The 26,113-nt window shown below is 56.1% G+C and carries 30 protein-coding genes; 21 read left to right on the plus strand and 9 right to left on the minus strand.

Features of this window, described 5'->3' with window-relative positions; genetic code table 11:
- The 4 genes from H5U02_06145 to H5U02_06160 all read left to right on the plus strand — a co-directional run.
- The coding region (locus H5U02_06145) for a nickel-dependent hydrogenase large subunit (protein MBC7342013.1) at nucleotides 1-630 on the plus strand (630 nt) is incomplete at its 5' end.
- Between the two features lie 159 nt (nucleotides 631-789).
- Nucleotides 790-1,467, plus strand: coding sequence for a methylenetetrahydrofolate reductase C-terminal domain-containing protein (locus H5U02_06150; GenBank protein MBC7342014.1), 678 nt, complete (start codon nucleotides 790-792; stop codon nucleotides 1,465-1,467).
- Between the two features lie 149 nt (nucleotides 1,468-1,616).
- Complete coding sequence (locus H5U02_06155; protein MBC7342015.1) at nucleotides 1,617-2,888, plus strand: methylenetetrahydrofolate reductase; 1,272 nt, start codon at nucleotides 1,617-1,619, stop codon at nucleotides 2,886-2,888.
- A 56-nt stretch (nucleotides 2,889-2,944) separates the two neighbouring features.
- On the plus strand, nucleotides 2,945-3,484 hold the full coding sequence (locus tag H5U02_06160; GenBank protein MBC7342016.1) for a hydrogenase maturation protease: 540 nt from the start codon (nucleotides 2,945-2,947) through the stop codon (nucleotides 3,482-3,484).
- Here H5U02_06160 and H5U02_06165 read toward each other — a convergent pair.
- The 7 genes from H5U02_06165 to H5U02_06195 all read right to left on the minus strand — a co-directional run bounded on the left by H5U02_06165 (nucleotide 3,470) and on the right by H5U02_06195 (nucleotide 11,107).
- Complete coding sequence (locus H5U02_06165) at nucleotides 3,470-4,894, minus strand: sigma 54-interacting transcriptional regulator (GenBank protein MBC7342017.1); 1,425 nt, start codon at nucleotides 4,892-4,894, stop codon at nucleotides 3,470-3,472. The two genes, H5U02_06160 and H5U02_06165, sit on opposite strands and share 15 nt — an antisense overlap.
- A 205-nt stretch (nucleotides 4,895-5,099) precedes the next feature.
- Nucleotides 5,100-5,909 carry a ubiquinone/menaquinone biosynthesis methyltransferase gene (locus H5U02_06170; GenBank protein MBC7342018.1) on the minus strand — a complete coding sequence of 270 codons (810 nt, stop codon included), beginning with the start codon at nucleotides 5,907-5,909 and terminating at the stop codon, nucleotides 5,100-5,102.
- A 95-nt stretch (nucleotides 5,910-6,004) separates the two neighbouring features.
- On the minus strand, nucleotides 6,005-6,919 hold the full coding sequence (locus H5U02_06175; GenBank protein ID MBC7342019.1) for an ABC transporter permease: 915 nt from the start codon (nucleotides 6,917-6,919) through the stop codon (nucleotides 6,005-6,007).
- Entirely contained in the window at nucleotides 6,852-7,574 is a 723-nt protein-coding gene (locus H5U02_06180; protein ID MBC7342020.1) for an ABC transporter ATP-binding protein, read from the minus strand. The genes H5U02_06175 and H5U02_06180 overlap by 68 nt, the downstream gene beginning before the upstream one ends.
- 59 nt (nucleotides 7,575-7,633) lie before the next feature.
- Complete coding sequence (locus H5U02_06185; GenBank protein ID MBC7342021.1) at nucleotides 7,634-8,620, minus strand: ABC transporter substrate-binding protein; 987 nt, start codon at nucleotides 8,618-8,620, stop codon at nucleotides 7,634-7,636.
- A 59-nt stretch (nucleotides 8,621-8,679) separates the two neighbouring features.
- Nucleotides 8,680-9,597, minus strand: a complete 918-nt coding sequence (locus H5U02_06190; protein MBC7342022.1) for a UbiA family prenyltransferase — start codon at nucleotides 9,595-9,597, stop codon at nucleotides 8,680-8,682.
- A gap of 61 nt (nucleotides 9,598-9,658) precedes the next feature.
- Entirely contained in the window at nucleotides 9,659-11,107 is a 1,449-nt protein-coding gene (locus tag H5U02_06195; GenBank protein MBC7342023.1) for a menaquinone biosynthesis decarboxylase, read from the minus strand.
- A gap of 455 nt (nucleotides 11,108-11,562) precedes the next feature.
- Between H5U02_06195 and H5U02_06200 the strand changes: the two genes are divergently transcribed.
- The 16 genes from H5U02_06200 to H5U02_06275 all read left to right on the plus strand — a co-directional run bounded on the left by H5U02_06200 (nucleotide 11,563) and on the right by H5U02_06275 (nucleotide 23,327).
- Nucleotides 11,563-12,324, plus strand: a complete 762-nt coding sequence (locus H5U02_06200; protein ID MBC7342024.1) for a transporter substrate-binding domain-containing protein — start codon at nucleotides 11,563-11,565, stop codon at nucleotides 12,322-12,324.
- Between the two features lie 57 nt (nucleotides 12,325-12,381).
- Entirely contained in the window at nucleotides 12,382-13,050 is a 669-nt protein-coding gene (locus H5U02_06205; protein MBC7342025.1) for an amino acid ABC transporter permease, read from the plus strand.
- Nucleotides 13,051-13,196: 146 nt separating this feature from the next.
- On the plus strand, nucleotides 13,197-13,976 hold the full coding sequence (locus H5U02_06210) for an amino acid ABC transporter ATP-binding protein (GenBank protein ID MBC7342026.1): 780 nt from the start codon (nucleotides 13,197-13,199) through the stop codon (nucleotides 13,974-13,976).
- Nucleotides 13,977-14,053: 77 nt separating this feature from the next.
- Nucleotides 14,054-14,269: an ATP-binding cassette domain-containing protein gene (locus tag H5U02_06215; protein MBC7342027.1), complete on the plus strand. Its 216-nt coding sequence runs from the start codon at nucleotides 14,054-14,056 to the stop codon at nucleotides 14,267-14,269.
- 53 nt (nucleotides 14,270-14,322) lie between these two features.
- On the plus strand, nucleotides 14,323-14,481 hold the full coding sequence (locus tag H5U02_06220; protein ID MBC7342028.1) for a hypothetical protein: 159 nt from the start codon (nucleotides 14,323-14,325) through the stop codon (nucleotides 14,479-14,481).
- Nucleotides 14,482-14,493: 12 nt separating this feature from the next.
- Nucleotides 14,494-14,808: a hypothetical protein gene (locus tag H5U02_06225; GenBank protein ID MBC7342029.1), complete on the plus strand. Its 315-nt coding sequence runs from the start codon at nucleotides 14,494-14,496 to the stop codon at nucleotides 14,806-14,808.
- Nucleotides 14,809-14,812: 4 nt separating this feature from the next.
- A complete protein-coding gene (locus H5U02_06230) occupies nucleotides 14,813-15,043 on the plus strand; it encodes a CBS domain-containing protein (protein ID MBC7342030.1) in 231 nt (76 codons plus the stop codon).
- The gene (locus H5U02_06235; protein ID MBC7342031.1) at nucleotides 15,036-15,335 is read left to right on the plus strand and encodes a hypothetical protein; all 300 of its coding nucleotides are present in this window, start codon (nucleotides 15,036-15,038) and stop codon (nucleotides 15,333-15,335) included. Before H5U02_06230 ends, H5U02_06235 begins: the two co-directional genes overlap by 8 nt.
- Complete coding sequence (locus tag H5U02_06240) at nucleotides 15,310-15,729, plus strand: hypothetical protein (GenBank protein ID MBC7342032.1); 420 nt, start codon at nucleotides 15,310-15,312, stop codon at nucleotides 15,727-15,729. Before H5U02_06235 ends, H5U02_06240 begins: the two co-directional genes overlap by 26 nt.
- 183 nt (nucleotides 15,730-15,912) lie before the next feature.
- Complete coding sequence (gene trpE, locus H5U02_06245) at nucleotides 15,913-17,583, plus strand: anthranilate synthase component I (GenBank protein MBC7342033.1); 1,671 nt, start codon at nucleotides 15,913-15,915, stop codon at nucleotides 17,581-17,583.
- A gap of 31 nt (nucleotides 17,584-17,614) precedes the next feature.
- Nucleotides 17,615-18,187: an aminodeoxychorismate/anthranilate synthase component II gene (locus H5U02_06250; protein ID MBC7342034.1), complete on the plus strand. Its 573-nt coding sequence runs from the start codon at nucleotides 17,615-17,617 to the stop codon at nucleotides 18,185-18,187.
- 96 nt (nucleotides 18,188-18,283) lie between these two features.
- A complete protein-coding gene (gene trpD, locus H5U02_06255; GenBank protein MBC7342035.1) occupies nucleotides 18,284-19,303 on the plus strand; it encodes an anthranilate phosphoribosyltransferase in 1,020 nt (339 codons plus the stop codon).
- 13 nt (nucleotides 19,304-19,316) lie between these two features.
- Entirely contained in the window at nucleotides 19,317-20,189 is an 873-nt protein-coding gene (locus tag H5U02_06260; GenBank protein MBC7342036.1) for an indole-3-glycerol-phosphate synthase, read from the plus strand.
- Between the two features lies 1 nt (nucleotide 20,190).
- Nucleotides 20,191-20,934 carry a phosphoribosylanthranilate isomerase gene (locus tag H5U02_06265; protein MBC7342037.1) on the plus strand — a complete coding sequence of 248 codons (744 nt, stop codon included), beginning with the start codon at nucleotides 20,191-20,193 and terminating at the stop codon, nucleotides 20,932-20,934.
- Between the two features lie 189 nt (nucleotides 20,935-21,123).
- Nucleotides 21,124-22,392 (plus strand): tryptophan synthase subunit beta, encoded by a 1,269-nt coding sequence (gene trpB / locus H5U02_06270; GenBank protein ID MBC7342038.1) that lies wholly within the window; start codon nucleotides 21,124-21,126, stop codon nucleotides 22,390-22,392.
- A 32-nt stretch (nucleotides 22,393-22,424) separates the two neighbouring features.
- A complete protein-coding gene (locus H5U02_06275; protein MBC7342039.1) occupies nucleotides 22,425-23,327 on the plus strand; it encodes a tryptophan synthase subunit alpha in 903 nt (300 codons plus the stop codon).
- Between the two features lie 245 nt (nucleotides 23,328-23,572).
- Here the strand turns inward: H5U02_06275 and H5U02_06280 are convergent, their stop codons facing one another.
- Together H5U02_06280 and H5U02_06285 are read right to left on the minus strand one after the other, a co-directional pair.
- Nucleotides 23,573-23,980: a type II toxin-antitoxin system VapC family toxin gene (locus tag H5U02_06280; protein ID MBC7342040.1), complete on the minus strand. Its 408-nt coding sequence runs from the start codon at nucleotides 23,978-23,980 to the stop codon at nucleotides 23,573-23,575.
- The gene (locus H5U02_06285; GenBank protein ID MBC7342041.1) at nucleotides 23,958-24,206 is read right to left on the minus strand and encodes an AbrB/MazE/SpoVT family DNA-binding domain-containing protein; all 249 of its coding nucleotides are present in this window, start codon (nucleotides 24,204-24,206) and stop codon (nucleotides 23,958-23,960) included. Before H5U02_06285 ends, H5U02_06280 begins: the two co-directional genes overlap by 23 nt.
- Nucleotides 24,207-24,447: 241 nt before the next feature.
- Between H5U02_06285 and H5U02_06290 the strand changes: the two genes are divergently transcribed.
- Nucleotides 24,448-25,641: a DUF362 domain-containing protein gene (locus H5U02_06290; protein ID MBC7342042.1), complete on the plus strand. Its 1,194-nt coding sequence runs from the start codon at nucleotides 24,448-24,450 to the stop codon at nucleotides 25,639-25,641.
- The last annotated feature ends 472 nt before the right edge of the window (nucleotides 25,642-26,113 follow it).

A 26,113-nucleotide genomic window follows, 5' to 3' on the forward strand; every position in this document is an offset into this window, starting at 1 on the left:
AGGCCTCACCAGGGTGAAACCGCCCCGCTACCCGACCGCGAAGGGGGTTACTCCTGGATTAAATCGCCGCGCTACGGGGGAGAAGTCCGGGAAGTAGGACCTTTAGCTCACGTCTTGGCCAATTATGCTGTCGGGGATGCTGCCACCGTGAAGCTGGTGGATTGGGCTTTGGCCACCTTAAAGGCGCCCATGGAAGCTCTATATTCCGTAATGGGCCGGCACCTAGCCCGGGCGCTGGCCACCAAGCTGATTGCCGATCAGGTGGAAGGGTGGCTGTTGGCCTTAGATCCCCAATCGCCGGTTTACCAGGAGTACCAGATCCCTGAGGAGGGCTGGGGCATGGGGCTTACCGAGGCTGCCCGGGGGGCTTTGGGGCATTGGATCCGTATCCAGGGTGGGAAGATTGCCAATTACCAGTGTGTGGTTCCCACTACCTGGAACGCTTCCCCGCGAGACCGGCTGGGTCAACCCGGCCCCATAGAGCAGGCCCTGATCGGAGCTCCAGTTGAGGATCCAGATAACCCTTGGGAGGTGGTGAGGATAATTCGTTCCTTCGATCCCTGCATCGCCTGCGCGGTCCATCTATTGACGCCCAAAGGTGGCGAACGGGCTCGCTACCGGATCCTATGAGGCGCCTGGAAATCGCCTCGGATAGTTACACCAGCCGTTTACTCGTTTGAGCGGGTAAGGCGCCCGGGGAGCCGGCTGTTTAACCGATTGCGGTTAGTTGGTTGCGGGAAAAAAGAAGGCGCTTGACCTGGTATCTACTTGAAGGGAGGTTTTCTAAAGATGCTTTATTCAGAACTGAAACCCATGAGGGAGATTATGGCTTTCCTAGGGGGGGAACAGAACATCTTTCTTTTGGGTTGCAGCGGTTGTGCTGAAGCTAGCGGCACCGGGGGCTTACCCCAAGTGCTATCCATGAAGAGCAAGCTGGAGGCGGAGGGTAAGAGGGTGGTCGGGCATACCACCATCGACTTTTTGTGCCAGAAAGCCTTGGTGAAATCGCGCCTGCGGGCAAAAGAGGAGGTGTTGGCCGAAGCTGACTCGCTTTTGGTGATGGCGTGCGGCATCGGCGTGCAAGCGGTGGCCAGCGTGGTGCCTAAAGTCTGCCATCCCGCCTGCAATACGGTTTACTTGAGAGAGGTTCGGGGCGAATGGATGGGGGGCGAACGCTGCCGAGAGTGCGGCGAGTGCCTGCTAGAGTTTACCGGCGGCATCTGCCCACTGACCAGCTGCACCAAGAGCCTGCTCAATGGGCCATGCGGCGGAGCCAGAAACGGCAAGTGCGAGGTGGACCCCGGCCGCGATTGCGCTTGGGAAGTTATCTACTTCCGCCTCAAAACCTTAGGTCAGCTAAACAAGTTGCGCCAGTTCATCCTGCCCAAGGATTACAGCAAAATGATCGTGCCCTCCAAAATCCGGGAAACGCCGCTCTGGTCGGTGGAGTGCAAGACCCGCTTCTAGCTAGGAACCTTGCTAGGCCACCGACGACCCTTGGTTGAGTGCTGGGGCCGGAGCTGGAGCGCTAGCTGGCTCCGCGCAGGACTGAGGAGCGAAGGAACAGCGGGCCAGGCCTGGAAGCAACTGGTACGTTTCAAGGAGGAGGGAGCATAATGAGCCTGGAATCGGTGTTAAAGGAAAAGGAATTTGTGATTACGGCTGAGATCGGCCCCTTCAAGGGCACAGATACGTCAGAATTTTTGGAAACCGCAGAAGCCTTGAAAGGGAGGATCGATGCTGCTAACGTTACCGACCTGCAAAGTTCGGTCATGCGCCTGGGGTCGTTGGCCACTTGCCACCTGCTCAAAGAGCGCGGCCTAGAGCCCATATATCAGATTACTTGCCGGGATCGGAACCGGCTGGCCATTCAATCTGACCTGCTGAGCGCGGCCGTGCTAGGCATTGAAAACGTGCTGGCCCTCACCGGGGATTTCCCTTCCCTGGGGGATCATCCCCATGCCAAGCCGGTCTTTGACCTGGACTCGGTGCAGCTCCTATGGGTGATGCAAAGGCTGCAAGAAGGGTTTGATCTCTCCGGCAACCCGCTTAGGGGCAAGCCCAAGTTCTGTCCGGGGGCGGTGGTCAACCCGGCTGTCACCTCGGAAGCGCAGATGGAACTGCAGATCATCAAGATGGAAAAGAAAATGGAGCTCGGGGCCAAATTCTTCCAAACCCAAGCCATCTTTGATATACCTACCTTTGAGCGCTTTATGGAGCGGGTCTCTTACCTAGAAGCGCCCATTATTGCAGGAATCATCCTCCTTAAATCTGCCAAGATGGCCCAATATATGAATGAAAACGTAGCCGGGATCTTCGTCCCCGACCAGCTAATTCAACGCATGGCTTCGGCATCGAGCCCCGAGGACCGCATTCGCACCAGCATCGACATTGCCGTGGATCTAATCGAAAAGCTACGGCCGTTAGCGAAGGGGGTGCACATTATGGCCATCGGTTGGGAAAAGCAAGTCCCCATGCTCCTGGACGCCATCGGAGCCAAAAAGAGGCCGGCCAAGAAGCGCATCTTGGTCCTGGATGCCGATCCCTCGGTGCAGGGCTTAATTGAAAGGGTTTGCGCCGGCAAGTACTGGATTGATTTTGGCCAGAACCGGGTGGAAGCGCTGGAGAAGGTGGAAAGAGAAAACCCAGATCTGATCGTTCTCGGAACCTTGGGTAGCGCCGATGAGAGCGCCGCCCTTTGCCGTCAGCTAAAAAGGGATCCCAAATATGCCAGCGTGCCGGTATTGGTAATGGATGTACCGCCGGAGGAGCGTAAGAGCCGGGGATGGAAAAAGATCAACGGCCTGACCCTGGAAGCCGAAGACTACATTGCCAGGCCGGTCCCCGATCAGGCGCTCCTAGCCCATATCGAGGAACTGATGCGGTGATCTAGCTTGCCTCCTGACGGTTGAAATTGAATCTGCCATTGAGGTGATAGAGATAAATGGGGAACAAGAGCTGGGCGACCGGCGAAATGAACCCACCGGCCCTCCGGGCCATGGTAATCGGTTTCGGTAACTTACTCCTAAAAGATGAGGGGGTGGGAGTGCACCTGGCTCGTTACCTGGAGCGCGAAGGTCTACCGCCAGGGGTCGAGGTACAAGAAGGCGGTACCTCGGCCCTGGACCTGTTTCTCGGCTTGGAAGCCGAAGGGAAGTGGGAGGAGGTGAGGCGGTTAGTCATCCTGGATGCCTTGGATCCCCAGGCCGGTGGTCACCTCTTTTCCGGAGGCCTCTCCCCCGGACAGGCGCTGGTTTTGGAACGGAAGGATTTAGAGGGAACTCGTAGTGGAGCCGGCGTTCTCTCTTTGCATGACCTCGACCTGGCCTTTGCCCTCACCTTTCTGCCTCGCCAAGTTGAGGTCACCATTGTGGCCATCGTTCCCCAAGATCCCTACAGCTGGGGAATGGGCCTCACTCCCGAGCTGGACTCCGCCCTTCCTTCCTTAGCCCAACTCTGCCGAAAGCTTTTACTTAATCCCTAGCTTCTTTTTCTTGCGGGTGAGGGTGGATAGGTCAATCCCCAGGCTTTCCGCGGCCTGGCGCAGGGTAAAATGATGGGCGATGGCGTCCTGGATTACTTTGCGCTCGTAATCCTCCAGCATCTGTTTCAGCGTCTTCTTGGGTCCGGCGGAGCTCCATCCCGGCCAGGTTCCTTCCTCATGATGGCGGAAGCTACCCAAATGGGCCAAATCATCCAGGGTTATGACCTCTCCGGTGCTCATTACCACCAGGCGCTCAATCACGTTGGCCAGCTCCCGAACATTGCCGGGCCAATCATAATCCATGAAGAATTCCAGCACTTGAGCGGAGATGATGCGATGGAGGGCGTGGGTTTCCGTATATAGCTTGGTGAAGTGGGCTACCAGAGGAAGGATATCGTCCCGGCGCTCCCTTAAGGGGGGAATATGGATGCGGATGACGTTCAGGCGATAAAACAGGTCCTGGCGGAATTTTCCTTCCCCCACGGCCGCTTCCAAATCTCGGTTAGTGGCGGCGATCAGGCGAAAATCCACTTCCTTGGGCTTAATGCCACCTACCCGGGTAAGGCGGTGATCTTGAAGAACGTTAAGCAGCTTGGCTTGCAGGCCTAGAGGCAGCTCCCCAATTTCATCCAGAAATAGGGTGCCCCGGTGGGCTAGCTCGATTAAGCCCGCTTTTCCTTCCCGGCGGGCGTCGGTGAAGGCCCCGCCCTCATAGCCGAACAGCTCCGCCTCTAAGAGCTGCTCGGGGATGGCGGCACAGTCCACTTTGATAAATTGACCTTCCATGGAACGATGGCTCTTCTTGTGGATGACTCGGGCGATCAGGTCCTTACCCACACCGGTTTCTCCGGTAAGCAGGACGTTGGAGTCGATCTGGGCTGCCCTTAAGGCGCGGCTCATGACTTCCCGCATCTGGGGGCTACGGACTACATTGCCTTCGATTGAGACCTTATCCATGGCCGAAAGGAATTCGGCTAGCTGTTTGGAATAATCCTGGGCTAGCGATTTCCCTAGGTTTAGCGGCTCAGGCCGGGTGCTGGTCAAGTCTCGCATGGTGCAGATGATGCGGGATACTTCGCCCTGGCGGTCGAATATTGGCGTGCAGGTAACTATGGCTTCCCGGCCGCTTTGATAGGTGAGGACCCTGGTTACTTTATCCTTTTGCACTAGAACTTGCGGCAAAACGGCGTCGGGAAGGTAACCCTTCTGAGCCAAGACCACCGGACCTTCAGCTATGAGGCGATCGTAAGGGATCCCCATAATAGTAGCGCAGGCCTGGTTGGCTGTCAGTACCTGGCCGTTGGCATCGGCAATCAGGACCCCATCATGGGTCTGCCTAATCAGGGCTTCTAGCTCCTGCTCGAGGTAAAGAAGCTCTTCTTGAGGCTCGTGGGAAGGCCTGACTGCCATAGACTACACCTCCCATGCCGGGGCGCTGGTGCCGGCGCAAGATGCTTCGCCAGCGATCCGTATGGCTCCCCCTCACCCTTTGGCGCCCAGCACTCAACTGACTAACCCGGCGCGCTCAGCTTGCCTACATCTTATCATAATCTTATGCCAATTGGAACAATTGCGGGAATAGCTGCGGCCTACCTTTGGCAGCAGTACTGAAGGTTCAGGGCTTGGCACCGTAATGAATGGCCACCGTTCCCAGGGTTAGAGTCCGGTGCCCAACTCCCACCAGCCCGGCCTGGCGCAACAGCTCTTCCAGCTGGTGGCGGTCCACAAACCGAAGCAGGGACTGGGGTAGGTAGGCGTAGGCGCGCTCTTTCCTCTTACCTTCAGCCAGTCGGCCCAGGAGGGGCATGATGCGTAGCAAGTAAAAGTAATAAAGGGTTTTAAAGCCAGGTAGTTCTGGCTTGGTCATTTCCAAAAGGAAAACTTGCCCGCCGGGCCTGGTGACTCGAACCATCTCCCTTAGGGCTTGGGGCAAGTTGGAGAAATTGCGCAAGGCCCAGCCGGAGGTAACCAAGTCAAAGGTATTGTCGGGGAAGGGGAGACTCAGGGCGTCGGCCCACTCCAGCCGCACCACCTTTTCTAGGCCAGCCTGCCGCACCTTGGCCTGGCCCACCGCCAGCATTTCTTTGGAAAAATCAATGCCGGTAATCAGAGGGCCGGCGTTAATCCAGGGATGGGAACAAAGCCCTAGTTGTTTGAGCTTCCGCCCCATCAGGATGGCCAGCTCCCCAGTTCCAGTAGCCACATCCAGGATGCGGATGGGAGGGCCAGCTGGGTAGCGGCAAGTGGGGGCGTTTGCCCGTGATTGGACCTGTAACGGCAACATCCTCAGGAAGGCACGCTGCCAAACCCGCCACAGTCCGCCAGTAATGATCAAGTTCATGACATCGTAATGGCGGGCGATGCCATTGAACGCCCTTTGTACGTATTGATGTTTTTCGTCGGCATCGGGGAACCAAGATTTCACCTGATAGTACTCCCTTCCAGAACCTGCGGCTAACCCCACCGTTTTTGGCTGCAGCCTGGCTCTTCACCTCAGCCAAAAGCGCAACTAGACTTGCCTCATGGCTGTTCCCATGGGCAAAGCTTTTTCTCCGCCCAGTCCAGGAGGAGATAGAGGGCAAAGCCCAAGCCGCCCATGCCCATTACTCCGGCAAACAGGTCGTCATAAGCCACCCGGGCCCAGGCATCCATTACATAATACCCTATGCCGGAGGTGGTGGCTATGGTCTCGCTGAAAAAGAGAACGGCAATGGCGGTTCCCAGAGCCACCCGCAGGGCGGTAAGAATCTTGGGGAGGCAGGACGGGAAAATTACGTGGGCATAAATCTGCCCTTCGCCTGCTCCCAAGGACTTGAGGGAGTAAATTAGCTCCTTGGGCACGCCCCGGGCCGCATCGCGGGTGGTAACCAATATCTGGAAGAAAATGATCAGGCCGATGAGAAAAATTTTAGAGAGATCACCTAGTCCTAGTAGCACCAGGATAATAGGCAGAAAAACGATTTTAGGCAAGGGATAGGTTAAGTAGACCAAAGGACCAGCCCACCGATCCCATTTCTGGTTTCGGCCCAAATAAAGCCCCAAGGGGACGCCTAAAAGGGTAGCCCAACCCAAGCTGGCAATTACTCGCCAGGCGCTCACTGCTAGATGGTAATCCATTCCCTGGAAAAATTGCTGACCTAGAGCCTGAAAAGCCTCCAGGGGAGGAGGCAATACCGGCCGCTGGATGGCCCAGGCTAAAGCCTGCCACAGGAGTAACAGGATGAGGATGGAACCCAGGTAAGGCCCCAATTGCTTCCAGATCGACCCATGGGCAGTGAACTGGGAAGGCTGGGGGCGGAGTAGCGCCGTCCTAGGTACTTCTGGCACCGCTAGGAGCACCTCCGAATTTTCCTGGCTCGGTTTAGATCTAAGATTGCAGAAGCTGGCGGATTTCCCTGCACCGCTGGTGGAACTGGGCTTGGTTTCGGTAGTCATCGGATCCCATCCCCTGATTGACAATGATACCTTTAATCCTGGCCGGAGCTTTCGACAAAACTATAATCTTCTGCCCAAGGTAAACTGCTTCCTCGATGTTGTGAGTGACTAGCACCATGGAGATTCGGCTTCGGCGCCAAATACCCAATAGGGTGTCTTGTAGCTCTTCCCGGGTTAGAGCATCCAGGGAAGAAAAGGGCTCGTCCATAAGCAGAAGCTGGGAATTGAGGGCTAGCGCCCGGGCGATGGCCACGCGCTGGCGCTGGCCCCCGCTGAGCTGAGCTGGGTAGTGGAAGCGCCGCTCCCAAAGCCCCAGGCTCTTTAGCGTCGGCACCACCTGCTCCCGGCTCTGGCGCCGGCTTTGGCCGCGGATGACTAGGCCTAAGGCGGCATTGTCCCAAACTGTCTTCCAGGGTAAAAGCCCGTAATCCTGCAAGATCAACGCCGGAGGGCTTTTGACCACTATTTCACCGCCGGTCGGGGCCAACAGCCCGGCCAAGAGGTACAGGAAGGTGGTCTTGCCGCAGCCTGAGGGGCCGATCAAGGCGGAAGTTTGGCCCCAGGCTAGGTTGAAATCTATGCCGGCCAGTACCTCCACCCGGTTGGCGTTTGTGCTGCCATAGGCAAAGTTGAGATTTCGTACTTCCACCACCATGGCATCCGTCGCTTGACTTGGCTTCCGGCTAGCCGGCTGTGGTGACCAGCGGATTGGTTCTATGGTTTTACCCAACGGTTATCCACCAACTCTTCATAGCTTAAGGGTTTCTTGAGTAACCCTTTCGCCTGCATCCACTTAACCACCCGGTCAATATCCTCGGGGGCAGGGATCTGGCCTACGGCGTACTTGGTACCAGCATAAGAATCCTTAATGGCTTCAGGCACCTGGGCTTTTTCCACCATCAGGGCCCGGTACTTCTCCGGGTGGGCATTTAGCTCGGCGCCGGCCCGGGCGCAGGCCTGAAGCAGTTTCTTCAAGTCTTCCGGCCGCTGGTCAATCAGGGACTGGCTAGCCAAGATCACTACTTGTGAGTAGTTGTGCTGGGCCTTGGTATCATCAAGGATCACCCTGGCCCCCTGGTGTTCCGCCAGGGAAGCAAAAGGATCGGGTAAGGTAGCTGCCTGAAGCTTGCCGTTGAGCAATAGTTCCAGCCGCACCGGGATCTTAGCTACTGAAGTCTTCTTGATTTGGTCTAGGGCCAGACCGGCTTCGGCCAGCAATTGGTCGGTTACGTACTCGATGATGCTGTTGTCGGAAATGGCGATGGGTACCCCGGCTAGGTCCCGGGCAGCCTGGAGAGGAGAATGGGGCGAGGCTAAAATGGCGAACCGGCCCTCGGCCGGTGTGGCTCCCACGGTTAGGGAGACGATTTTCAGCCGGACGCCGGCTTGGACCATGGCACTAGCTGCCACCACATCGGCCACTCCCGCGTCGATCTGTCCAGCTTGGAAAGCGCTATCTCGCTCCAGGGCGCTATTGAAGATGATCGGCTCTACTTGGATTCCGGCTTCCTTAAAATATCCGTTTTGCTCGGCCACAAAAAAGGGCAGGGAATCTTCCACCGGCAAAAGCCCCACCTTGATGGGAGCCGCGCTTGGGCCGGCGACCTTTCCGCAGCTAGCCGTCCCAGCAATTAAACCTGTAACCAGGAAAATTATTAAAAGCTGTTTTAACCATTTAACTTTTACTGGCCGAGTCTTCACTGGCTTACTGCACCTCCCACATATCTTAGGCGTTCCTTCTTTGGCTGCGCCTTGGAAATCTAGATTCCTACATCTAGCAGGACCGAGACGAAAAAGATGATGCTAATGATGCCGTTGACATTAAAGAAGGCCATGTTCAGCCGGGACAAGTCCCGGGGCGAGACCAGGGAATGCTCGTAGGCCAAAAGAATTGCGGTGGCGATTATTCCAGCCAGGAAAAATGGTCCCAAGTGCATCCGGTAATAGAGGACGAGCCCCAAAAACACTGTCAACAGGTGCCAGGCGCGCGAAATCCACAAACCTTTTTCCGGGCCAAAGCGCACCGGAATGGAATGGAGGCCTTCCTTGAGGTCGAATTCCCGGTCGGGAAGAGCGTAGATGATATCGAAGCCGCCAATCCAAAGGGCGACCATGGCCGCCAGGATCAAAGCGTCCGCGGGAACGGTGGCGGTAACTGCAATCCAAGCTCCTAGGGGAGCAGCGCTATCAGCTACCCCTAAAACCAGATGGCAGAACCAGGTAAACCGCTTGGTATACGAATATACCACCAGGACCAGGACGGCAATGGGCAAAAGCTTTACGCACAAGGGGTTGAGCTGCCAGGCCGACCAGAAGAGCAAGGCGAAGGATAAAATCGCGTACCACCAGGCTTGACCGACGGTCACCCTCCCGGCCGGGATGCTCCGATTTTTGGTCCGGGGGTTCGCGGCGTCGATGGCTCGATCGATAAGCCGGTTCAAGGTCATGGCAGCGGTGCGCGCACCCACCATGGCCATGGTAATCCAAAAGAAGTCATGCCATCCCGGAAAGCCGCGGGCAGCCAAAAACGCTCCCCCGTAAGCGTAAGGCAGGGCAAAAATGGTGTGCTCGAACTTAACTAGCTCTACGAAGTTGGCCAGTTGTCTCAACAGTTTACGATTTAGGCCCTCCGCCCTTGAGGGCAGGGGCGGGGATGATGGCAATTGGGGCAGAACCATACTATTCTCACCACTAAGGAGCCTAGATACCGGTGTTCCAGAACCGGCTACCAGCCACTGTCTAATCAAAGCCATACTCTTTCCAGCGTTTAGCAATTAAATCCTTGGTGGCAGGATCAACTTCGATTTCACTGGGCCAAGGCCGGTGGTGCCCTTCAGAAGGTCCTTTGGAGGTGGCATCGATGCCCAGTTTGGCTCCATAAAGGGGCTGAGGCGAAGAGTGATCTAAGGCATCCAGAGGTCCATCAGTAATCACCAGGTCCCGCCTGGGATCGACATTGTTGAAAACCCGCCACCAGACCTGGCTCATATCCTGAACGTCTACATGGGCATCCACAACGATAATGGTCTTGGTATACATCATCTGGCCTAACCCCCAGAGGGCATGCATCACCTTGCGGGCGTGGCCCGGGTAAGACTTACGGATGGAGACCACGGCGCAATTGTGGAAAGTTCCTTCTAGGGGAAAGCTGAAATCGACCACTTCCGGTAAGACCAGCTGGATAAAGGGGAGGAATAGGCGCTCTGTAACCTTGCCCAGGAAATAGTCCTCCATGGGAGGCCGGCCTACCACGGTAGCCGGGTAAAGGGGTTTGGCCCGGTGGGTAATGGCGGTCAGGTGGAAAACCGGGTACATCTCGGTGGGGGTGTAAAAGCCGGTATGATCGCCAAAGGGTCCTTCTGGGCGCCTTTCCTCCAAGTTTACATAACCTTCCAGAATAAACTCCGCTTCAGCTGGTACCAGGAGATCCACGGTACGCGCCTTCACCACCGGCACCGGCTGGCGGCGGAGAAAGCCCGCTAATAATAGCTCGTCCACTCCCAAGGGCAACGGCGCGGTAGCGGCGTAGATGGTAGCCGGATCTGCCCCTAGAGCCACCGCCACTGGAAGCGACTGGTTGCCAGCAGTGCCGGCCCGGCGATAATTCTCAGCTCCGTCCTTATGGGGGTGCCAATGCATCCCGGCCGTACGGGAGTCGAATACCTGCATCCGGTACATGCCCAGGTTCTGCCGTCCTGTCTCTGGATCTTTAGTAATGACCAGGGGTAGAGTGATGAAGCGACCTCCGTCCTGGGGCCAGCACTTGAGGACCGGAAGTTCCTCCAGCGAGGGGCGGTCGGTCTCGACCACTTCCTGGCAAGGAGCCTTTTTAACTTCCACCGGAAATAATTTAGACAGCTCGAGCAGCCGGGGGAGCTCCTTTAGTTTTCCCCACCAGCCTTGGGGGCTGGGCAGGGTTAGCACCTCTCTTACCCGGGCCTCCAGCTCTTTAAGGTCGGAGATGCCTAAGGCTAGCGCAGTCCGCTCCGGGGTACCGAAAAGGTTGGTTACCACCGGATAAGGCGAACCTTTTACCTGTTCAAAGAAAAGGGCGGGACCCCCGGCTTTAACTACCTTATCGCTTATAGCCGCAATCTCAAGTATGGGATCTACTTCCACCGGTATGCGCTGGAGTTGGCCGCGCTGCTCCAAAGCCCCAATAAAATCTCGTAAGTTATTGAAGGCCAACTAGTTCTCCCCCCGGCACCGGAGCTGTTTTAGCAAGGTTCATTCTTCGTTGAGTGTAAACCAGCCGCCCATTGGTGTCAATCGCAAAGCCTGCTAGGCGAGCAGGTTGCTGTCCTAGGTATGGACTGGGCATGAAAGTTGAAATTGGGAGGATTTTGGACTGAGGGTGAACATTTGGGTAGATATTCGGAATAGACTTAACCTCAGCTAGGGTATAGCCTTGTATCCGCCCTATTCAAGTCCTTTCCGATTTGCCACTTAATGCTTCTCAGGTTATACTCATAAGAAACAACTTTGATATGCATATTAAGTTGTCACAAGCAATTGTTGCCTGGCCTAGTTTATTGATGTGTTACCTGAAGCTTGAGCAACGCGTAAACGTGTACGCCAATATTAGACTGGAGGTTAGACTATTGTTAGTGCTTCGATCTAAGGGAAAACTGCTACTGGTAATTATGGTTGCAGCATTTGCCCTGCTGGCATCAGGATGTAGCCAGCCTGCCGATAATGCCGGTGGTTCACCGGGTGGTAGTGGCAACCAGCCAGTATTCACCTATGCTATGTCGGGAGCTTTTCGGCCTTTCAATTACTATGATGTCAACAACCAGCTGACTGGTTTTGATGTGGAAATCGGCAAAGCTCTGGCCCAAAAGATGGGCATGGAGCCCAAGCCCATAGCTACCCCCTGGCAGGGATTGATCAACGGGCTGAAAAGCAATCGCTACGACGCCATCATCGGTAGCATGGCCATCACCGACGATAGGCTAAAGGAAGTAGATTTTTCCGATCCCTACTATATCACCGGTGGGCAGGTGTTCGTTAAGAAGGGCTCTCCTATCCGGTCGGTGGATGACTTAACAAAGGATACCAAGATTGGGGTTACCATCTCTACCACTTATGAAACCAGGGCCCGGCAGTTCAGTAGCAATATCTACACCTACGATAGCGATATTACTGCTCTGCGCGACTTGGATAACGGCCGCCTGGATGCCGTCATCACCGACCGCTTCGTGGGCGAGCAAGCTATCAAAGAGTCTGGGCTTAACATCGAGCCGGTAGGCGGGTTGTTGTTCGAGGAGAAGGCCGGCATTGCCGTTCGTAAGGGCGATAGCCAGCTGCTGGAAAAGATCAATAAAGCCCTTAAGGCTATTAAGGATGACGGCACCTATCTGCAGATTAGCCAGAAGTACTTTGGCCGGGACATCAGTAAGCCTTAATTACGAGCCGAGGCGTAAAAGGCTCATCTCGGGCGTATTAATGGAGGCTAATTAAACTTGAACCAATTATGGCAGGACTTCGTCACCTCAGCTCCGATCTTTCTTCGGGCGCTGGTGGTTACTTTAGAACTAAGTGCGGCATCTCTGGCTATTGGCACCGTCATCGGTTTAGTATTTGCTTTGCTGAAATTATCCAAGCGTCGCCCTCTCCAGTGGCTGGCCAACGGCTATATTACTCTAATCCGGGGGACGCCCCTGATTGTCCAGATCTTCTGGATCTATTACGGGCTAGTAAAGATCGTAAGCTTTGATGCTTTCTGGGCAGCTTCGCTCGCCCTGGCGGCTCATGCAGGGGCCTATATAGCGGAAATCTTTCGAGCAGGCATCGTGTCCATTGACCGGGGACAGATGGAAGCAGCCCGGTCGTTGGGGATGACTTACGCTCAAGCCATGCGGCGCATTATTCTGCCCCAGGCCTTTCGGCGGATAGTGCCGCCTTTGGGTAACCAGTTTATCATCGGCATCAAAGATTCCTCCCTGGCGGCCTTTATTTCCATGGAGGAACTCTTTAACTGGACCATGAGACGGGCTTCTTCCACCTTTAGGGATATGAACTACTATACCATTGCTGCCATCTATTACTTGGCGGTGGTAATCCTGTTTACCATGGTAGTACATTGGCTGGAAAGGCGGCTCAACGTAGATAGCACCGAAGTCGTAAGTTGAGGTGCGGTGGCTACGTACTAGAGGGCTTGATCCGCAAAACCAGCCACTTAGCCCAGTAAAGGTAACAGGGCAAGGCACAGGATTGCGGAGGTCTGGAAATTCCTAGGATGGAGAGGATACAAGGAGGGCTATCAGTGTCACAGCCGATACTTGAGGTAAAGAAGCTTAATAAAAGCTTCGGCAAGCTGCATGTGCTTAAAAATGTGGATTTGAAAGTTGATCGAGGAGAAGTAGTAGTTATTATTGGCGCCAGCGGGTCCGGCAAAAGCACTTTGCTCCGCTGTATCAATTTCCTGGAGAAGCCCGAGAGCGGAGAAGTGTGCATCGAGGGGAAACGGGTAGATACCAAACGCGATAACCTCAACCAGATACGCCAGTCCATGGCCATGGTTTTTCAGCAGTTCAACCTGTTTCCGCATATGACGGTACTGGGCAACGTCATCGAGGCGCCTACTTTGGTGAAGCGCATTCCCAGGGAGCAAGCCATCCAGGAAGCCTATGACCTTTTGGAAAAAGTTGGCCTGAAGGATAAAGCTGGTGCTTACCCGTCTCAGCTTTCCGGGGGGCAGCAGCAGCGGGTAGCTATTGCCCGGGCCCTGGCCATGCAGCCCAAGCTGATGCTTTTCGATGAACCCACCTCCGCCCTGGATCCGGAGCTGGTGGGCGAGGTGCTGGCAGTGATGCAACAGCTGGCCCGGGAAGGCCGGACCATGATCGTAGTTACCCACGAAATGGGATTTGCTCGGGAAGTAGCCCACCGAGTGGTGTTCATGGAGGAAGGCCAAGTGCTAGAACAGGGAGAGCCAGAGGCGATTTTTACCGAGCCTCGGGAGCTGCGGACCCGGGAGTTCTTGTCTAAGGTGCTTTGGGGGCCAACCGCAGGGCCTAGGGAAGCCTTTGGCTTGCCCTCCACGTCCACGGCTTAGCCGTTGCTCTGCATGGTGCTTGCACCTGAATTGGAGAGACTCGAAACCCCTGGTGGGCGCTGCAGGGAGGTAGCGGCTTGGTAACCTTTGAGAATGTATGCAAAGTTTATGACTCCCATTATGCGGTCAAGGATTTCAGCCTGGAGGTAAATGCGGGCGAATTGGTGGTACTCATTGGGCCTAGCGGTTGCGGCAAAACCACTACCTTGAAAATGGTCAACCGGTTGGTTGAGCCGACCAGCGGCCGGATTCTTTTTATAATGGGCGAGATATCTCCCAGCTTGACCCCGTGACTTTACGGCGCCAAATCGGCTACGTTTTTCAACAGATTGGGTTGTTTCCTAATATGACCATTGAGCAGAACGTGGATGTGGTCCCCCGACTACTAGGGTGGCCGGTGGAGAAGCGGCGGCAGCGGACGCGGGAGCTTCTCGAGTTGGTGGGGATGGACCCGGATGTATATGCCCACCGCTACCCTTCCGAACTGAGCGGCGGCCAGCAGTAGCGCATAGGAGTATTGCGGGCGCTGGCCGCTGAACCTCCCTTGATCCTCATGGACGAACCCTTTGGTGCTCTCGATCCTATTACTCGAGAAGGCTTGCAGGATGAACTTAAGAACCTCCAGGCTAAAGTGCATAAAACCGTAATCTTCGTTACCCACGATATGGACGAGGCCTTAAAGTTGGCGGACCGAATTGTGATTATGAAGGATGGATCCATTGTCCAAGTAGATTCTCCGGAAGACCTTTTACGCTATCCAGCCAACGATTTTGTAGTCAGTTTTATAGGCAAAAAGCGGATGACTCGGCTGCAGCGGTTACAGACCGGATGAAGTCATGAACCCGACCCAATTACTATCGACCCCGACAGAGGCATTGCTGAAGGGGTGGAAGACTAATTCTTCCGCTCAGGAGGCCTTTAAGCGGCTCCAATCTGAACGCCTGAAATACTTACCCGTAGTAGATGAACATAATCGTTTGCAAGGATTGGTTACACGGACAGCCATGGTCAATGCTTTAGCTTCAGTGGTCTGGGGCGAAAGAAACGAGGAGGAAAACGGTGAATAGCTGGCTGGAATTTGTAGTTGAAAACTGGCCAGTGATGGTGAACGCTGCCACTCGCCACCTTCTTATCTCCCTGGGTTCAGTTCTCCTAGGGATGTTGGTAGCTATTCCCGGGGGGATTTATCTCACCCGGCACCAGAGGGCAGCCCGAGTAGTTGCTAGCCATAATTACGGAGGTGGTGCTCAGCTGGATAGAAAAACGGATTACTCCTCAGGGGCTGCAAAAAGAAAAGTCAGCGTGATGGGGATCTTTTTAGAAAGGGGCGGCTATGGTGCAAAAAAAGAGTGCAATTAAGCTTGTTAGCCTGACCTTAGCTCTTGCATTCGTGGAACGAGTTTATGGGCTCAAGTTTAAGGATACTAAGTCGATGGATATTGGCTTGAAATACCAGGCCTTAGCCAGCCGCCAGATTGATGTCACTGATGCTTTTGCTACCGACGGGCAGCTGCTCAAGTACAAAACCGTGGTACTTGAAGACGATAAGCACCTATATCCTCCGTACTATGCAGCCCCGATCGTGCGTATGGATACCTTGAAACAACACCCGGAGCTAGAGACAGTGCTAAATTCTCTAGGAGGCCAAATCAGCGACCAAGAAATGCGGGAAATGTGTTGTGAGGTTGAGGTGAACAATAAAGAAATTGCTGATGTGGCCAAGGAATTCCTGACTAGGAAGCATCTAATCTAACCTCCCAGCCGAGCGTTCGAGGACATAAATCTATGGGAGAAGCATTAACTTGGCGTAGGCCAAGTCCTCAAAGCTAGATGATGAAATTTTTGTTGACGGTGGTAGCTGAGGTGTGGTAATAATAATGCAAAAGTAAATGGTTTGAGCTGAGCTGAGTTGAGTTGAGCGGAGAGGAGTTCTGAGATGAGCCAGGTGGAGTATGTCCATGGCCGGGGCTCATTGGAGCGCCGGTTTTTATTAGCCTGCTATCCATCCCTTCGGCAGTTCCTAGAGCTAGCCCAGGACAATGCCTTGGTACCGGTATGGACCGAGGTGCTAGCTGACACCGAAACGCCGGTTTCCTTATACCTTCGCCTTCGCTCGCCTGAGGTACCCAGTTTTCTCCTCGAGAGCGCCGAGGATAGCCATCACCTGGGTCGCTATTCTATCATGGGGTTTGAACCTTGGCTGGTGTTTACCTCCCGGGGTGCGACAAGTCACCTGTCTATTTTTCCTTCTTCTTCCCTTTCCGATCTGGGCCCAGCGCCGCTGGCCCTAGGCCAGGTGCTGGCTTGGCTGAAGTACCAGCTTCCACGTGAAGCCCAGCCCGAGCCCTTTGCTGGGGGATTGGTGGGGTATATCGGCTACGATGCGGTTCGGCAGCTAGAGCACTTGCCCAATTTGCTCCGGGCTGATCTCGATCTTCCGGAAACCTACCTGGTGCTATCTCGGCTGCTGCTCATTTATGACCATCTGCGGCGCACGGTAACTATTCTTTATTTAGTTCCAGGCTTGCGTGAGCTACCAGATATTGGAATACACGGTAACAGCCTAAATAAGCGCCAACGGCCGTTGTCGCCCGAAGACAACTACCGGCAAGCGGTGGCCAAGTTAGAGGAAGTGGTCAAGAAAATTGATGGCGGTTCGGGAGCTGATTACGGTTTTGCTAGTTTCAGCACCGATGCCGGGGATTCCAGTAGCGTAAGCGGCGGTGACGCCGAGGATAGTTGGAAGTCCAACTTCTCCCGGCTTCAGTTCCTGCAGGCGGTGGAGAGAGCCAAGGACTATATTGCTGCCGGGGAAGCGCTGCAGATCGTTCTCTCCCAACGGCTAGAGCTTCCCTTTCAGGGCGATTCCTTTTCCGTTTACCGGCAGTTACGGCGAATTAATCCTTCCCCGTACATGTTTTACTTAGATGGAGTCCATTTTCAGCTGGCTGGCTCCTCTCCGGAAATGTTGGTTAAAGTCCAAAACAGAGCTATAGAGACTCGGCCCATCGCCGGCACCCGGCCCCGGGGCCGGGTGCCGGAAGAGGATGCCCGGTTAGCCCAGGAATTGTTGGCCGATCCCAAAGAAAGGGCCGAGCACTTGATGCTGGTAGATTTGGGCCGGAACGATTTGGGCCGGGTGGCAGCCCCAGGAAGCGTCCAGGTTCCCGAGTTTATGGTGGTGGAGCATTATTCCCATGTTATGCACCTAGTTTCACGGGTGACCGGATGCCTGGATAGCAATAGGGATCCTTGGCAGGCCTTTTGGGCCTGCTTTCCCGCCGGGACCGTCAGCGGAGCCCCCAAAGTCCGGGCCATGGAGATCATCGAAGAACTGGAACCCAACCGGCGGGGGCCATACGCTGGCGCGGTGGGATACTTGGGGCTCAACGGCAACCTAGACACCTGTATAACCATTCGCACCTTGGTTTTCACAGGTGGCAAGGTTTATGCCCAAGCCGGGGCAGGGATTGTGGCTGATTCCCGGCCGGAGGCCGAATACCAGGAAACTCTTAATAAGGCCCGGGCTCTGCTACAAGCAGTCATGGCAGCCAGCCGTTGCGGGAGGCGGCTAAGTCATACAACCGGACGGGGAAAGACTCAGTAGGGTATGCTGGGGAGAAGGTGAGGGAGCCGGAATGCTAGTGGTGATCGATAATTATGATTCTTTTACTTATAATCTGGCCCAATATCTAGCCGAACTGGGAGCGGAGGTAGAAGTGCGGCGCAACGACCAGATCGCTCTTGGCGATATCGAGGCTTTGCGCCCCACCCACATAGTCATATCGCCGGGTCCGGGAGGTCCAGAGTCGGCAGGTATATCCGTGGAAGTCATCCGCAGCTACGCCGGCCGGCTGCCCATCCTGGGCGTTTGCTTGGGGCATCAGTGCATAGCCCAGGCCTTTGGAGGGCGCATCGGCCGGGCCTCTAGGCTTATGCATGGCAAGACCTCGTCTATCTACCACGACGGCCGCGGGGTTTTTCAGGGATTACCCCGACCCTTTTCGGCAACGCGGTACCACTCCTTAATCGTGGAAGAAAACCAATTGCCGGCGGAACTAGAAGTCACGGCTAGGAGCGAGGAGGGTGAGATCATGGGGCTCAGGCACCGGCGATGGCCGGTGGAGGGAGTGCAATTCCACCCCGAATCTTACGCCACTGAGGGCGGCAAGCAGCTGCTGGCCAACTTTTTGGCGCTAGCTAGCAAGTAGAGAGAAAGCTTTAGGTAGATCTTGACGAGTTACGTTGAGCCCGAGGTTAGTGCTGGGCGGCTGGAAATAAATGTTTTGGTAGGAGGAGAGCTGAGCATGATGAGACAGGCCATCAACCGGCTAGTTGCCGGCGAGAGTTTAGGAGAGATTGAGGCTGAGGCCATTATGGGATTGATCATGTCTGGGGAGGCCACCCCGGCCCAAATCGGAGCTTTGCTAGCCGCTTTAAGGTTAAAAGGCGAGACGGTGGAGGAGATTACCGGATTTGCTCGGGCCATGCGCAGCATGGCCCAGCCCGTGGCGGCTAGCCGCCCAGCTCTGATCGATACCTGCGGAACAGGTGGTGATGGTAGCCATACCTTCAACATTTCCACCATTGCAGCCTTAGTGTTGGCCGGGGCCGGCATTACCGTAGCCAAGCACGGCAACCGTTCGGTCTCTAGCCGGTGCGGCAGCGCCGATGTGCTGGAAGCCTTGGGGGTAAAAGTGGATCTTCCGCCAGTAGCCGCATCACGGTGCCTAGACCAGGTGGGCATTGGCTTTCTCTTTGCCCCGGCGTTTCATCAAGCCATGCGGTACGCGGCCGGACCTCGCAAAGAAATTGGCATCCGTACCGTCTTCAACCTGCTTGGGCCTTTGACCAATCCGGCGGCACCTCCCTACCAAGTGGTGGGAGTCTATGATGCCGACCTTACGGAAATCGTAGCCGCGGTACTAGGAAGGCTGGGTTGCCGGCGCGCCTTTGTGGTCCACGGGGGTGATGGCTTGGATGAGGTCACGACGACAGGGACGAGCAAGATTACCCGCCTGGACCAGGACCGGGTTGAAACCTTCTATCTGGATCCTGAGCAGGTGGGATTACGGCGAGCCCGGCCCGAGGATCTGGCCGGGGGTAATGCTCAGGAGAACGCTGATATAGCCCGACGGGTATTGTCTGGCGAAAAAGGCCCGCGGCGGGACGTGGTGCTTTTGAATGCAGCTTTGGGGTTGGTGGCGGCGGGGGCGGCGGCCGACCTGGCCGCAGGCCTGGCGGCCGCCGCCCAGAGCATCGACTCGGGGGCTGCCATGGAGAAACTAGAGGCCATGATTGAGTTTAGCCAAAGCTGGGCGGCCTGAGCAGGGTGACATTATGTTAACTAACATCTTGGAGCATAAGCAAAAAGAGGTGGAGGAGGCCAAGACCCTAGCCTCACTGGCAGAGCTAAAAAGACGGGCGGCGTCGGCACCCCCGCCTCGGGATTTGGCCGGCGCGCTTCGGCTTGAGAAAGCAGATGGGGGAGTCCACATAATTGCCGAGCTGAAGAAAGCTTCGCCTTCCAAGGGGCTGCTTTGCCCGGACTTTGATGTTGAGGCCTTGGCTTTTGCTTATACCCGAGGCGGAGCCAGCGCCATTTCGGTTTTGACTGACCGCCGCTTTTTCCAGGGAAAGCTAGAAAACCTGGTTTTGGCCAGGCAAACTAGCGAGCTTCCCTTGCTTAGAAAGGACTTCATCATCGATCCTTACCAGCTTTGGGAGGCCCGGGCCTGGGGTGCCGACGGGGTGCTCCTAATCGTAGCGGCGCTGGAAATAGTATGCCAATGGGAGGCTGGGGAGGCGGGGAGCCTGGATCCGCCGGTTTTGGCCGAGAGGGCCCGCCGGAAGTTAATGGAGCTGCTGGCTCTAGCCGGAGAACTCGGCCTGGCTGCCCTGGTGGAGGTGCATGATGGCCGGGAGCTGGAAATAGCCTTGGCCTCGGGAGCAGAGATCATCGGCATCAATAATCGCAACCTCAAGAGCTTTCAAGTGAACCTTCAGACTACCCTGGACCTGCGGCCGCGGATTCCTGCTCGGAAGCTGGTGGTGGCCGAAAGCGGCGTGAGCAGCGGCAAGGATGTAGAGCTCCTGGCTCGAGCAGGGGTAGATGCAGTGTTGGTGGGGGAGGCGCTGGTTCGATCAGCCGACGTAGCCAAAAAGGTTCGGGAGCTAGCCAGTGCTGGGCGGAAGGAGCTGAGCTGCTGCTAATATGGTATGGATCAAGGTGTGTGGGATCAAGGACTATGAGGAGGCTTGTCAGGCCCTTGATGCCGGCGTCGATGCTTTAGGATTCAACTTTGCCGCCGGCCCCAGGCGCATCACGCCGGAGCAGGCTCGCTCCATCATCCAGCGCCTGCCCAACTGCGTAAACAAGGTGGGGGTGTTTCTGGACCAGGAGGTGGAGGAGCTAGTTGCCATAACCGAGTTTTGCCAGCTGGATATGGTTCAGCTCCATGGCCAGGAAAGCCTCGAGTATATAAAGGCGCTCCCGCTACCAGAAACGGTTATGATTATTAAAGTTTTACACATTGATTCCCAGCTGAGGCTCCCGGGTGCTGGTACCTTGCCACCGGGCTCTGCCGAGACCAGCCAGTGCTGGGCCGATTCACTGGTTAGAGCCCGATACCGTACCCAGCTGGAAGAGAAAGCCCGCTTGTACCGGAACTCGAGAAAAGTCTACGCCCTGCTGGTAGATACGCGCGGGCCTGGGCTGGCGGGTGGGACCGGAAAAACCTTTGACTGGGGTTGGGCCCGGGGGCTGGTGCAGCAGGGTCACCGGGTGGTGGTTGCGGGCGGGCTCAATCCCGACAACGTGGCCAGCGCCATTCGGGCGGTTTGCCCTTATGGGGTAGATGTGGCGAGCGGGGTGGAGAACCAGGGTAGAAAAGATGCAAAGAAGCTAAAAGCCTTTGTCCGCGCCGCCCGCAGCGTAACCTTGCCTGGGCAGGTTTAAGGAGGGCCAGGCTTGGGTTGGTTTGCAGGGTAGTCGCATATCGGCTCCTTGATCAGCAAACGCCAGTAGGCAGAATGGCAAAAGCAAACGGTTTACGGATCGCTGGCGAGGCCAGTCTTTCGCCGTCGCCAGCGCCCCGACATGGGAAATGTTTCGGAAGCATCTACGACAGCATGAGGGAGTGGTGATATGGCGGTAGGAGCGAAAGTGGCCCGGGGGCACTTTGGGCCATTTGGTGGACAGTTTGTCCCTGAAACTCTAATGCCCGCCCTGGAAGAGTTGGAGGAGGCCTTCCGGGAAGCCTCGGCCGACCCCGAATTTGAACGCCAACTGGACTATTATTTGCACAATTATGGTGGCCGGCCCACCCCGCTTTATCTGGCCAGCAACCTTACCCGCCACTGGGGCGGCCCTAAGATTTATCTGAAACGGGAGGATTTGAACCATACTGGTTCCCATAAACTCAACAATGCCTTGGGCCAGGGGCTGCTGGCCCGGCGCATGGGAAAAAGGCGCATCATTGCCGAGACGGGGGCCGGACAGCACGGGGTAGCCACGGCTACGGTAGCTGCGTTGTTGAATTTGGAGTGCACTGTCTACATGGGAGCGGAAGACATGCGCCGGCAGGCGCTTAATGTCTTTCGCATGCGGCTTCTGGGAGCCGAGGTGCGGGCGGTGGAGAGCGGTAGCGCCACCTTAAAGGACGCCATCAACGAGGCTTTGCGAGACTGGGTAACCAACGTTCGCCATACTCATTACCTTTTGGGCTCGGTGACCGGCCCTCATCCTTTTCCCACCATGGTAAGAGATTTTCAAGCGGTAATCGGCAGGGAAGTAAAAAGGCAGGTTTTTGAGGCCGAAGGGCGCCTGCCCGACCACTTAGTGGCCTGCGTGGGCGGCGGCAGCAATGCCATGGGGCTATTTTATCCCTTTTTGGAACACGTAAGCCCGGGGAGCCCGGACGGTGCTCCTACTGCTGCCGGTGCTGCCGGCGGCGGTTCCAGCGGCGTCCGGCTCTGGGGTGCGGAAGCGGCGGGCCGGGGGGTAGAAACCGGGTTGCATGCGGCCTCGCTGGTAGCTGGCCGCCCGGGAGTCCTCCATGGCGCTTATAGCTATGTTTTGCAAGATGAGCATGGGCAGATTCTTCCCGCCCACTCGGTATCGGCTGGGCTTGACTATCCCGGGGTGGGCCCGGAGCATAGTTACCTCAAAGAGACCGGTCAAGCAACCTACTATGCCATTACCGACTATGAAGCTCTGGCTGCCTTTGAACTCTTGGCCCGTACCGAAGGAATCATTCCTGCTTTGGAAAGTGCCCACGCCATAGCCCTGGCGGGCCGACTGGCCTCGGCTCTTTCGCCCCAGGAGATAATGGTCATTAACCTATCTGGCCGCGGCGACAAGGATGTGGAACAGGTAGCCGCCCTCATGCAAGGGAAGGGCGGACCCGGAAACTAATGGTTTAAAATGGTCTTTTGGAGGACGGGGTTATGAATACATTGGAAGCATGTTTCGATCAATTGCGGGCTCAAGGCCAGCGAGCCTTAATTGCCTATGTTTGCGCTGGCGATCCCAACTTGGAGGCCACCTTTGACCTGGTAAAAGGGCTGGTTTCCGCCGGGGCTGACATTATCGAATTAGGAGTTCCTTTTTCTGATCCGGTGGCTGATGGGCCGGTAATTCAGGCAGCCGGGCAACGGGCCTTGGCCGCTGGCACCACCTTGAGGCAGGTTTTGGACTTGGCCAGGCGGCTTCGAACTGACGCCCAGGTAGAGGCTCCGCTGGTATTGATGAGTTACTACAATCCTATCCTCGGCTATGGGTTGGAAGCTTTTAGCCGGGACCTGGCTGCGGCAGGAGACGGAGTGATCGTGCCCGACCTACCTGTAGAAGAATCCGAGCCGCTCAGGCAGGCGCTCGAAGCCCAGGCCGAGCAGAGCCAAGGCAACGGCATAGCTTGTGCCTTGATCCCATTGGTAGCACCTACCACTACACCCCAGCGCCTGCGCCGGATTGTGGCCGGCGCTCAAGGGTTTATTTACTGCGTCTCAGTTACGGGGGTCACTGGCAGCCGCCAGTCTCTGCCGCCGGACCTGGATACTTATATAACCAATGTCCGGCGTGCGACCGTGGGCGAGGGGTCGGCTGAGCCATCGCGCCCGTACGGTTTGCCGCGCACCGGGGTGCCCATAGCGGTAGGTTTTGGAGTGGGCACTCCTGAGCAGGCCCGGCAGGTGGCAGGGCTGGCCGGTGGGGCTGTGGATGGGATTATCGTGGGGAGCGCCCTGGTGGAAGCCCATGCCCGAGGCGGGGTGGAGGCGGCCGTATCGCTGACCCGGTCCCTACGCCAGGCCCTTGATGCCAGTGGCGGTGGATCTTGTGCCTGCTGTTAGCGGCACTGCTTAGGGCCTCAGAGAGCACTTATCTCTTTACTTTACTCCTTGTGGTGGTTTTATCTACGCTACCATTTGCGGAACATTTTTTGCCAATCAACAGGAGAATCTCCCACCTGCCACGAATGCTCTACCAAATGGTAGCAGTTGAGGTGATCGGTGAGGCTAGCGACATTTCCTTACCCCCGGCAAGAGATTACCGAAAAGCCCTTGCATTTTCTCATAGGAGAGGATAGGGGCTGTCCTTAATCTGTTGGAAGCCACGAGATGGACACGCTCGCTTCCACCTTTTTGAATTCCGGATCGCCTGTGACTACCGTTGCGCCAACGGTCCTGGCCAGGGCCAGGGCGAAGCAATCGGCAAAGGCGATTGGGTAGCCTGCCTTGAACTCTGCCGCTTGGAGGGCAAGGGTTCTGTCCGCGCTCACGACCTGGATGGGCAGTGCTTCTATGGCTGCAAGAAGCAGGTCGCGCTTTTCGGTTCCTGCCTTGCGCTGGGTGATGTAGGCCATTTCGCCCAGGTTGACCGCTGAGAGAAACAATGCAGTTTCTCCGGATGTAGCCTCAGACAGAAGCTTTTCAACCTCCTCGGCTCCTGGCTCATCCTGGAAATAAGCTAGCACTGCGTAGCTATCGAGCACGTAGTTCCTCACGGGCAATCTCCTCCCGGCGAGTTTCGGTAAGGGCCTCCACCAAAGCGTGGCCCTTGAGGATGCCCCGAAAGGACTTGGTGGGGTCAGCAGGCAGCGGGCGGAGCATAAGGCCATTGTCGGCTTCGGTTATGAGGATTTTATCTCCGGGCGAGATGCCGTACCGGTCACGAAGCTCCTTTGGTACCACGATCCACCCCTTGCGGGATACCTTGGCTATATTGGGCATACCATACCCTCCTTGGTATAACCTCCTGAACATAGTATAACCAGTGCTAGACGGAGGCACAAGAGGGCCCGCAGCCTAGTCCCGCAGGCTGGCTGCAACCTCGAAGACCGGATAAGGGATAAACTCTACTCACGCTAGGGATTAACCGGTTTGGGGCGGATATGTTATCATATGGCCAATGTACTAGCCTAAATTTACGCCCCATGGGGTTGACCCTGGGAAAGAATAGGGAGGTATAGCGATGCCCAGCAAGGTTTTCTTTACTTCTCGCCGCTCTACTTCTCACAAGGAAAGCCTACCGACCAAGCTGGCTCAGCTTTTTGATGCGGCTGGCTTCAACCAGATTATTGCTCCCAAGGACCTGGTGGCTATTAAGATGCACTTTGGGGAAAAAGGCGCTACCGCTTTTATCAGTCCGGTATTTGTCCGCCAGGTAGTAGAGAAGGTCCGCCAGTACCAAGGAAAGCCCTTTTTAACTGACACCAACGCGCTGTATGTAGGTAAGCGCAACAATGCTGCCGAGCATATTGAGACCGCGCTGGCCAACGGTTTTGGCTATGCTACAGTTCAAGCTCCCATAGTCATTGCCGACGGCCTAAAAGGGAGAAGCTACCGGGAGATTCCAGTCAATCTCAAGCATTTTGCCTCGGTCAAGATTGCCAGTGAAGTCCTAGATGCCGATGCTTTTCTGGCCTTATCCCACGTCAAGGGCCATATCCTTATGGGCTTTGGGGGCGCCATCAAAAACGTGGGCATGGGCTGCGGCAGCCGGGCCGGCAAGCAGATGATGCACTCCACCATCCGGCCTAAAGTCAACCCCGACAAATGCCGCGGCTGCGCTTCTTGCCGCCGCTGGTGTCCGGCTGATTGCATCAGCTTGGTGGACAGGCCGGAAGCTATGCCGGGCGCAAAATCTCACGCCGAGGAGGCTTCATCCTCAGGTTCAGCTCCTAAGCTTTCGGCCAAAGTAGCTGTGATCGATTCCGAAAAGTGCCTAGGGTGTGGGGAATGCACCATTACTTGCCCCGAGGGAGCTATCAAGATCAATTGGAAGACGGAAGCGTTTGCTGCCCAGGAGCGGATGGTAGAATTTGCTTATGGGGCCATTAAGGACAAGCTAGAAGCGGGCAAGTGCGGGTTCATCAACTTCCTCATCAATATTGCTCCCGACTGTGACTGCAACACTTGGAGCGATACTCCGGTGGTGCCCGACCTTGGTATTCTCGCCTCCAAAGACCCCGTGGCTATTGACCAAGCTTCGGTAGACTTAATCAACGGCGCTACCGGTATTCCTGGAACCGCCCTCAAACAAAACCTAGCCCCAGGCCAGGATAAGTTTGCCGATTTGCATCCCGAAAGCGACTATCCTGCCCAGATCCGCTATGCCGAGTCCATTGGCCTGGGGAGCCGCAACTACCAGCTGATAGAAATCTAACTGGTTCCAGGCACCTGGGAAACCCTGGAAGTCAACTACCCGGCCCGCTGGCGTAGCCCCACTTTTCACCTTGCTTTGTCTTACGCTCGTTCCGGAAACCCTTGCGGGCCAAACTAGCGCTCGGCCTCAAGCTCCGGCGGACTTCCCGGCAAATTCGACTTCCTGTCTCAGTTGCCGGCCTCGGGCATCCATGCCCTCGGGTCCGCCTCCGCTTTCAGCCTCGTTAAGTTTGGCTACCGCTCGGGTTTAGTCGCTCGGCTTTCAAGCCAAAGCAGCCCTCCCCAGCGAAAACTGGCGATAACACAGCCCGGCCCGGCATAGTATTTTGATTGCCGGGCTATCTTTTGTCCTTTATACTGAATGATGGTAGGCTGACAGCGGAAGCGGCAGTTGCAAATACCAGCGCCCCTTGACTGTTCCCTTGGGGAACACCTTACCCTGGGGAACAGGAGGTGCAGCTCATGAACATTTG

The organism is Clostridia bacterium (assembly GCA_014360065.1).
Classification (GTDB): Bacteria; Bacillota; DSM-521; order Neomoorellales; family JACIYF01; genus JACIYF01.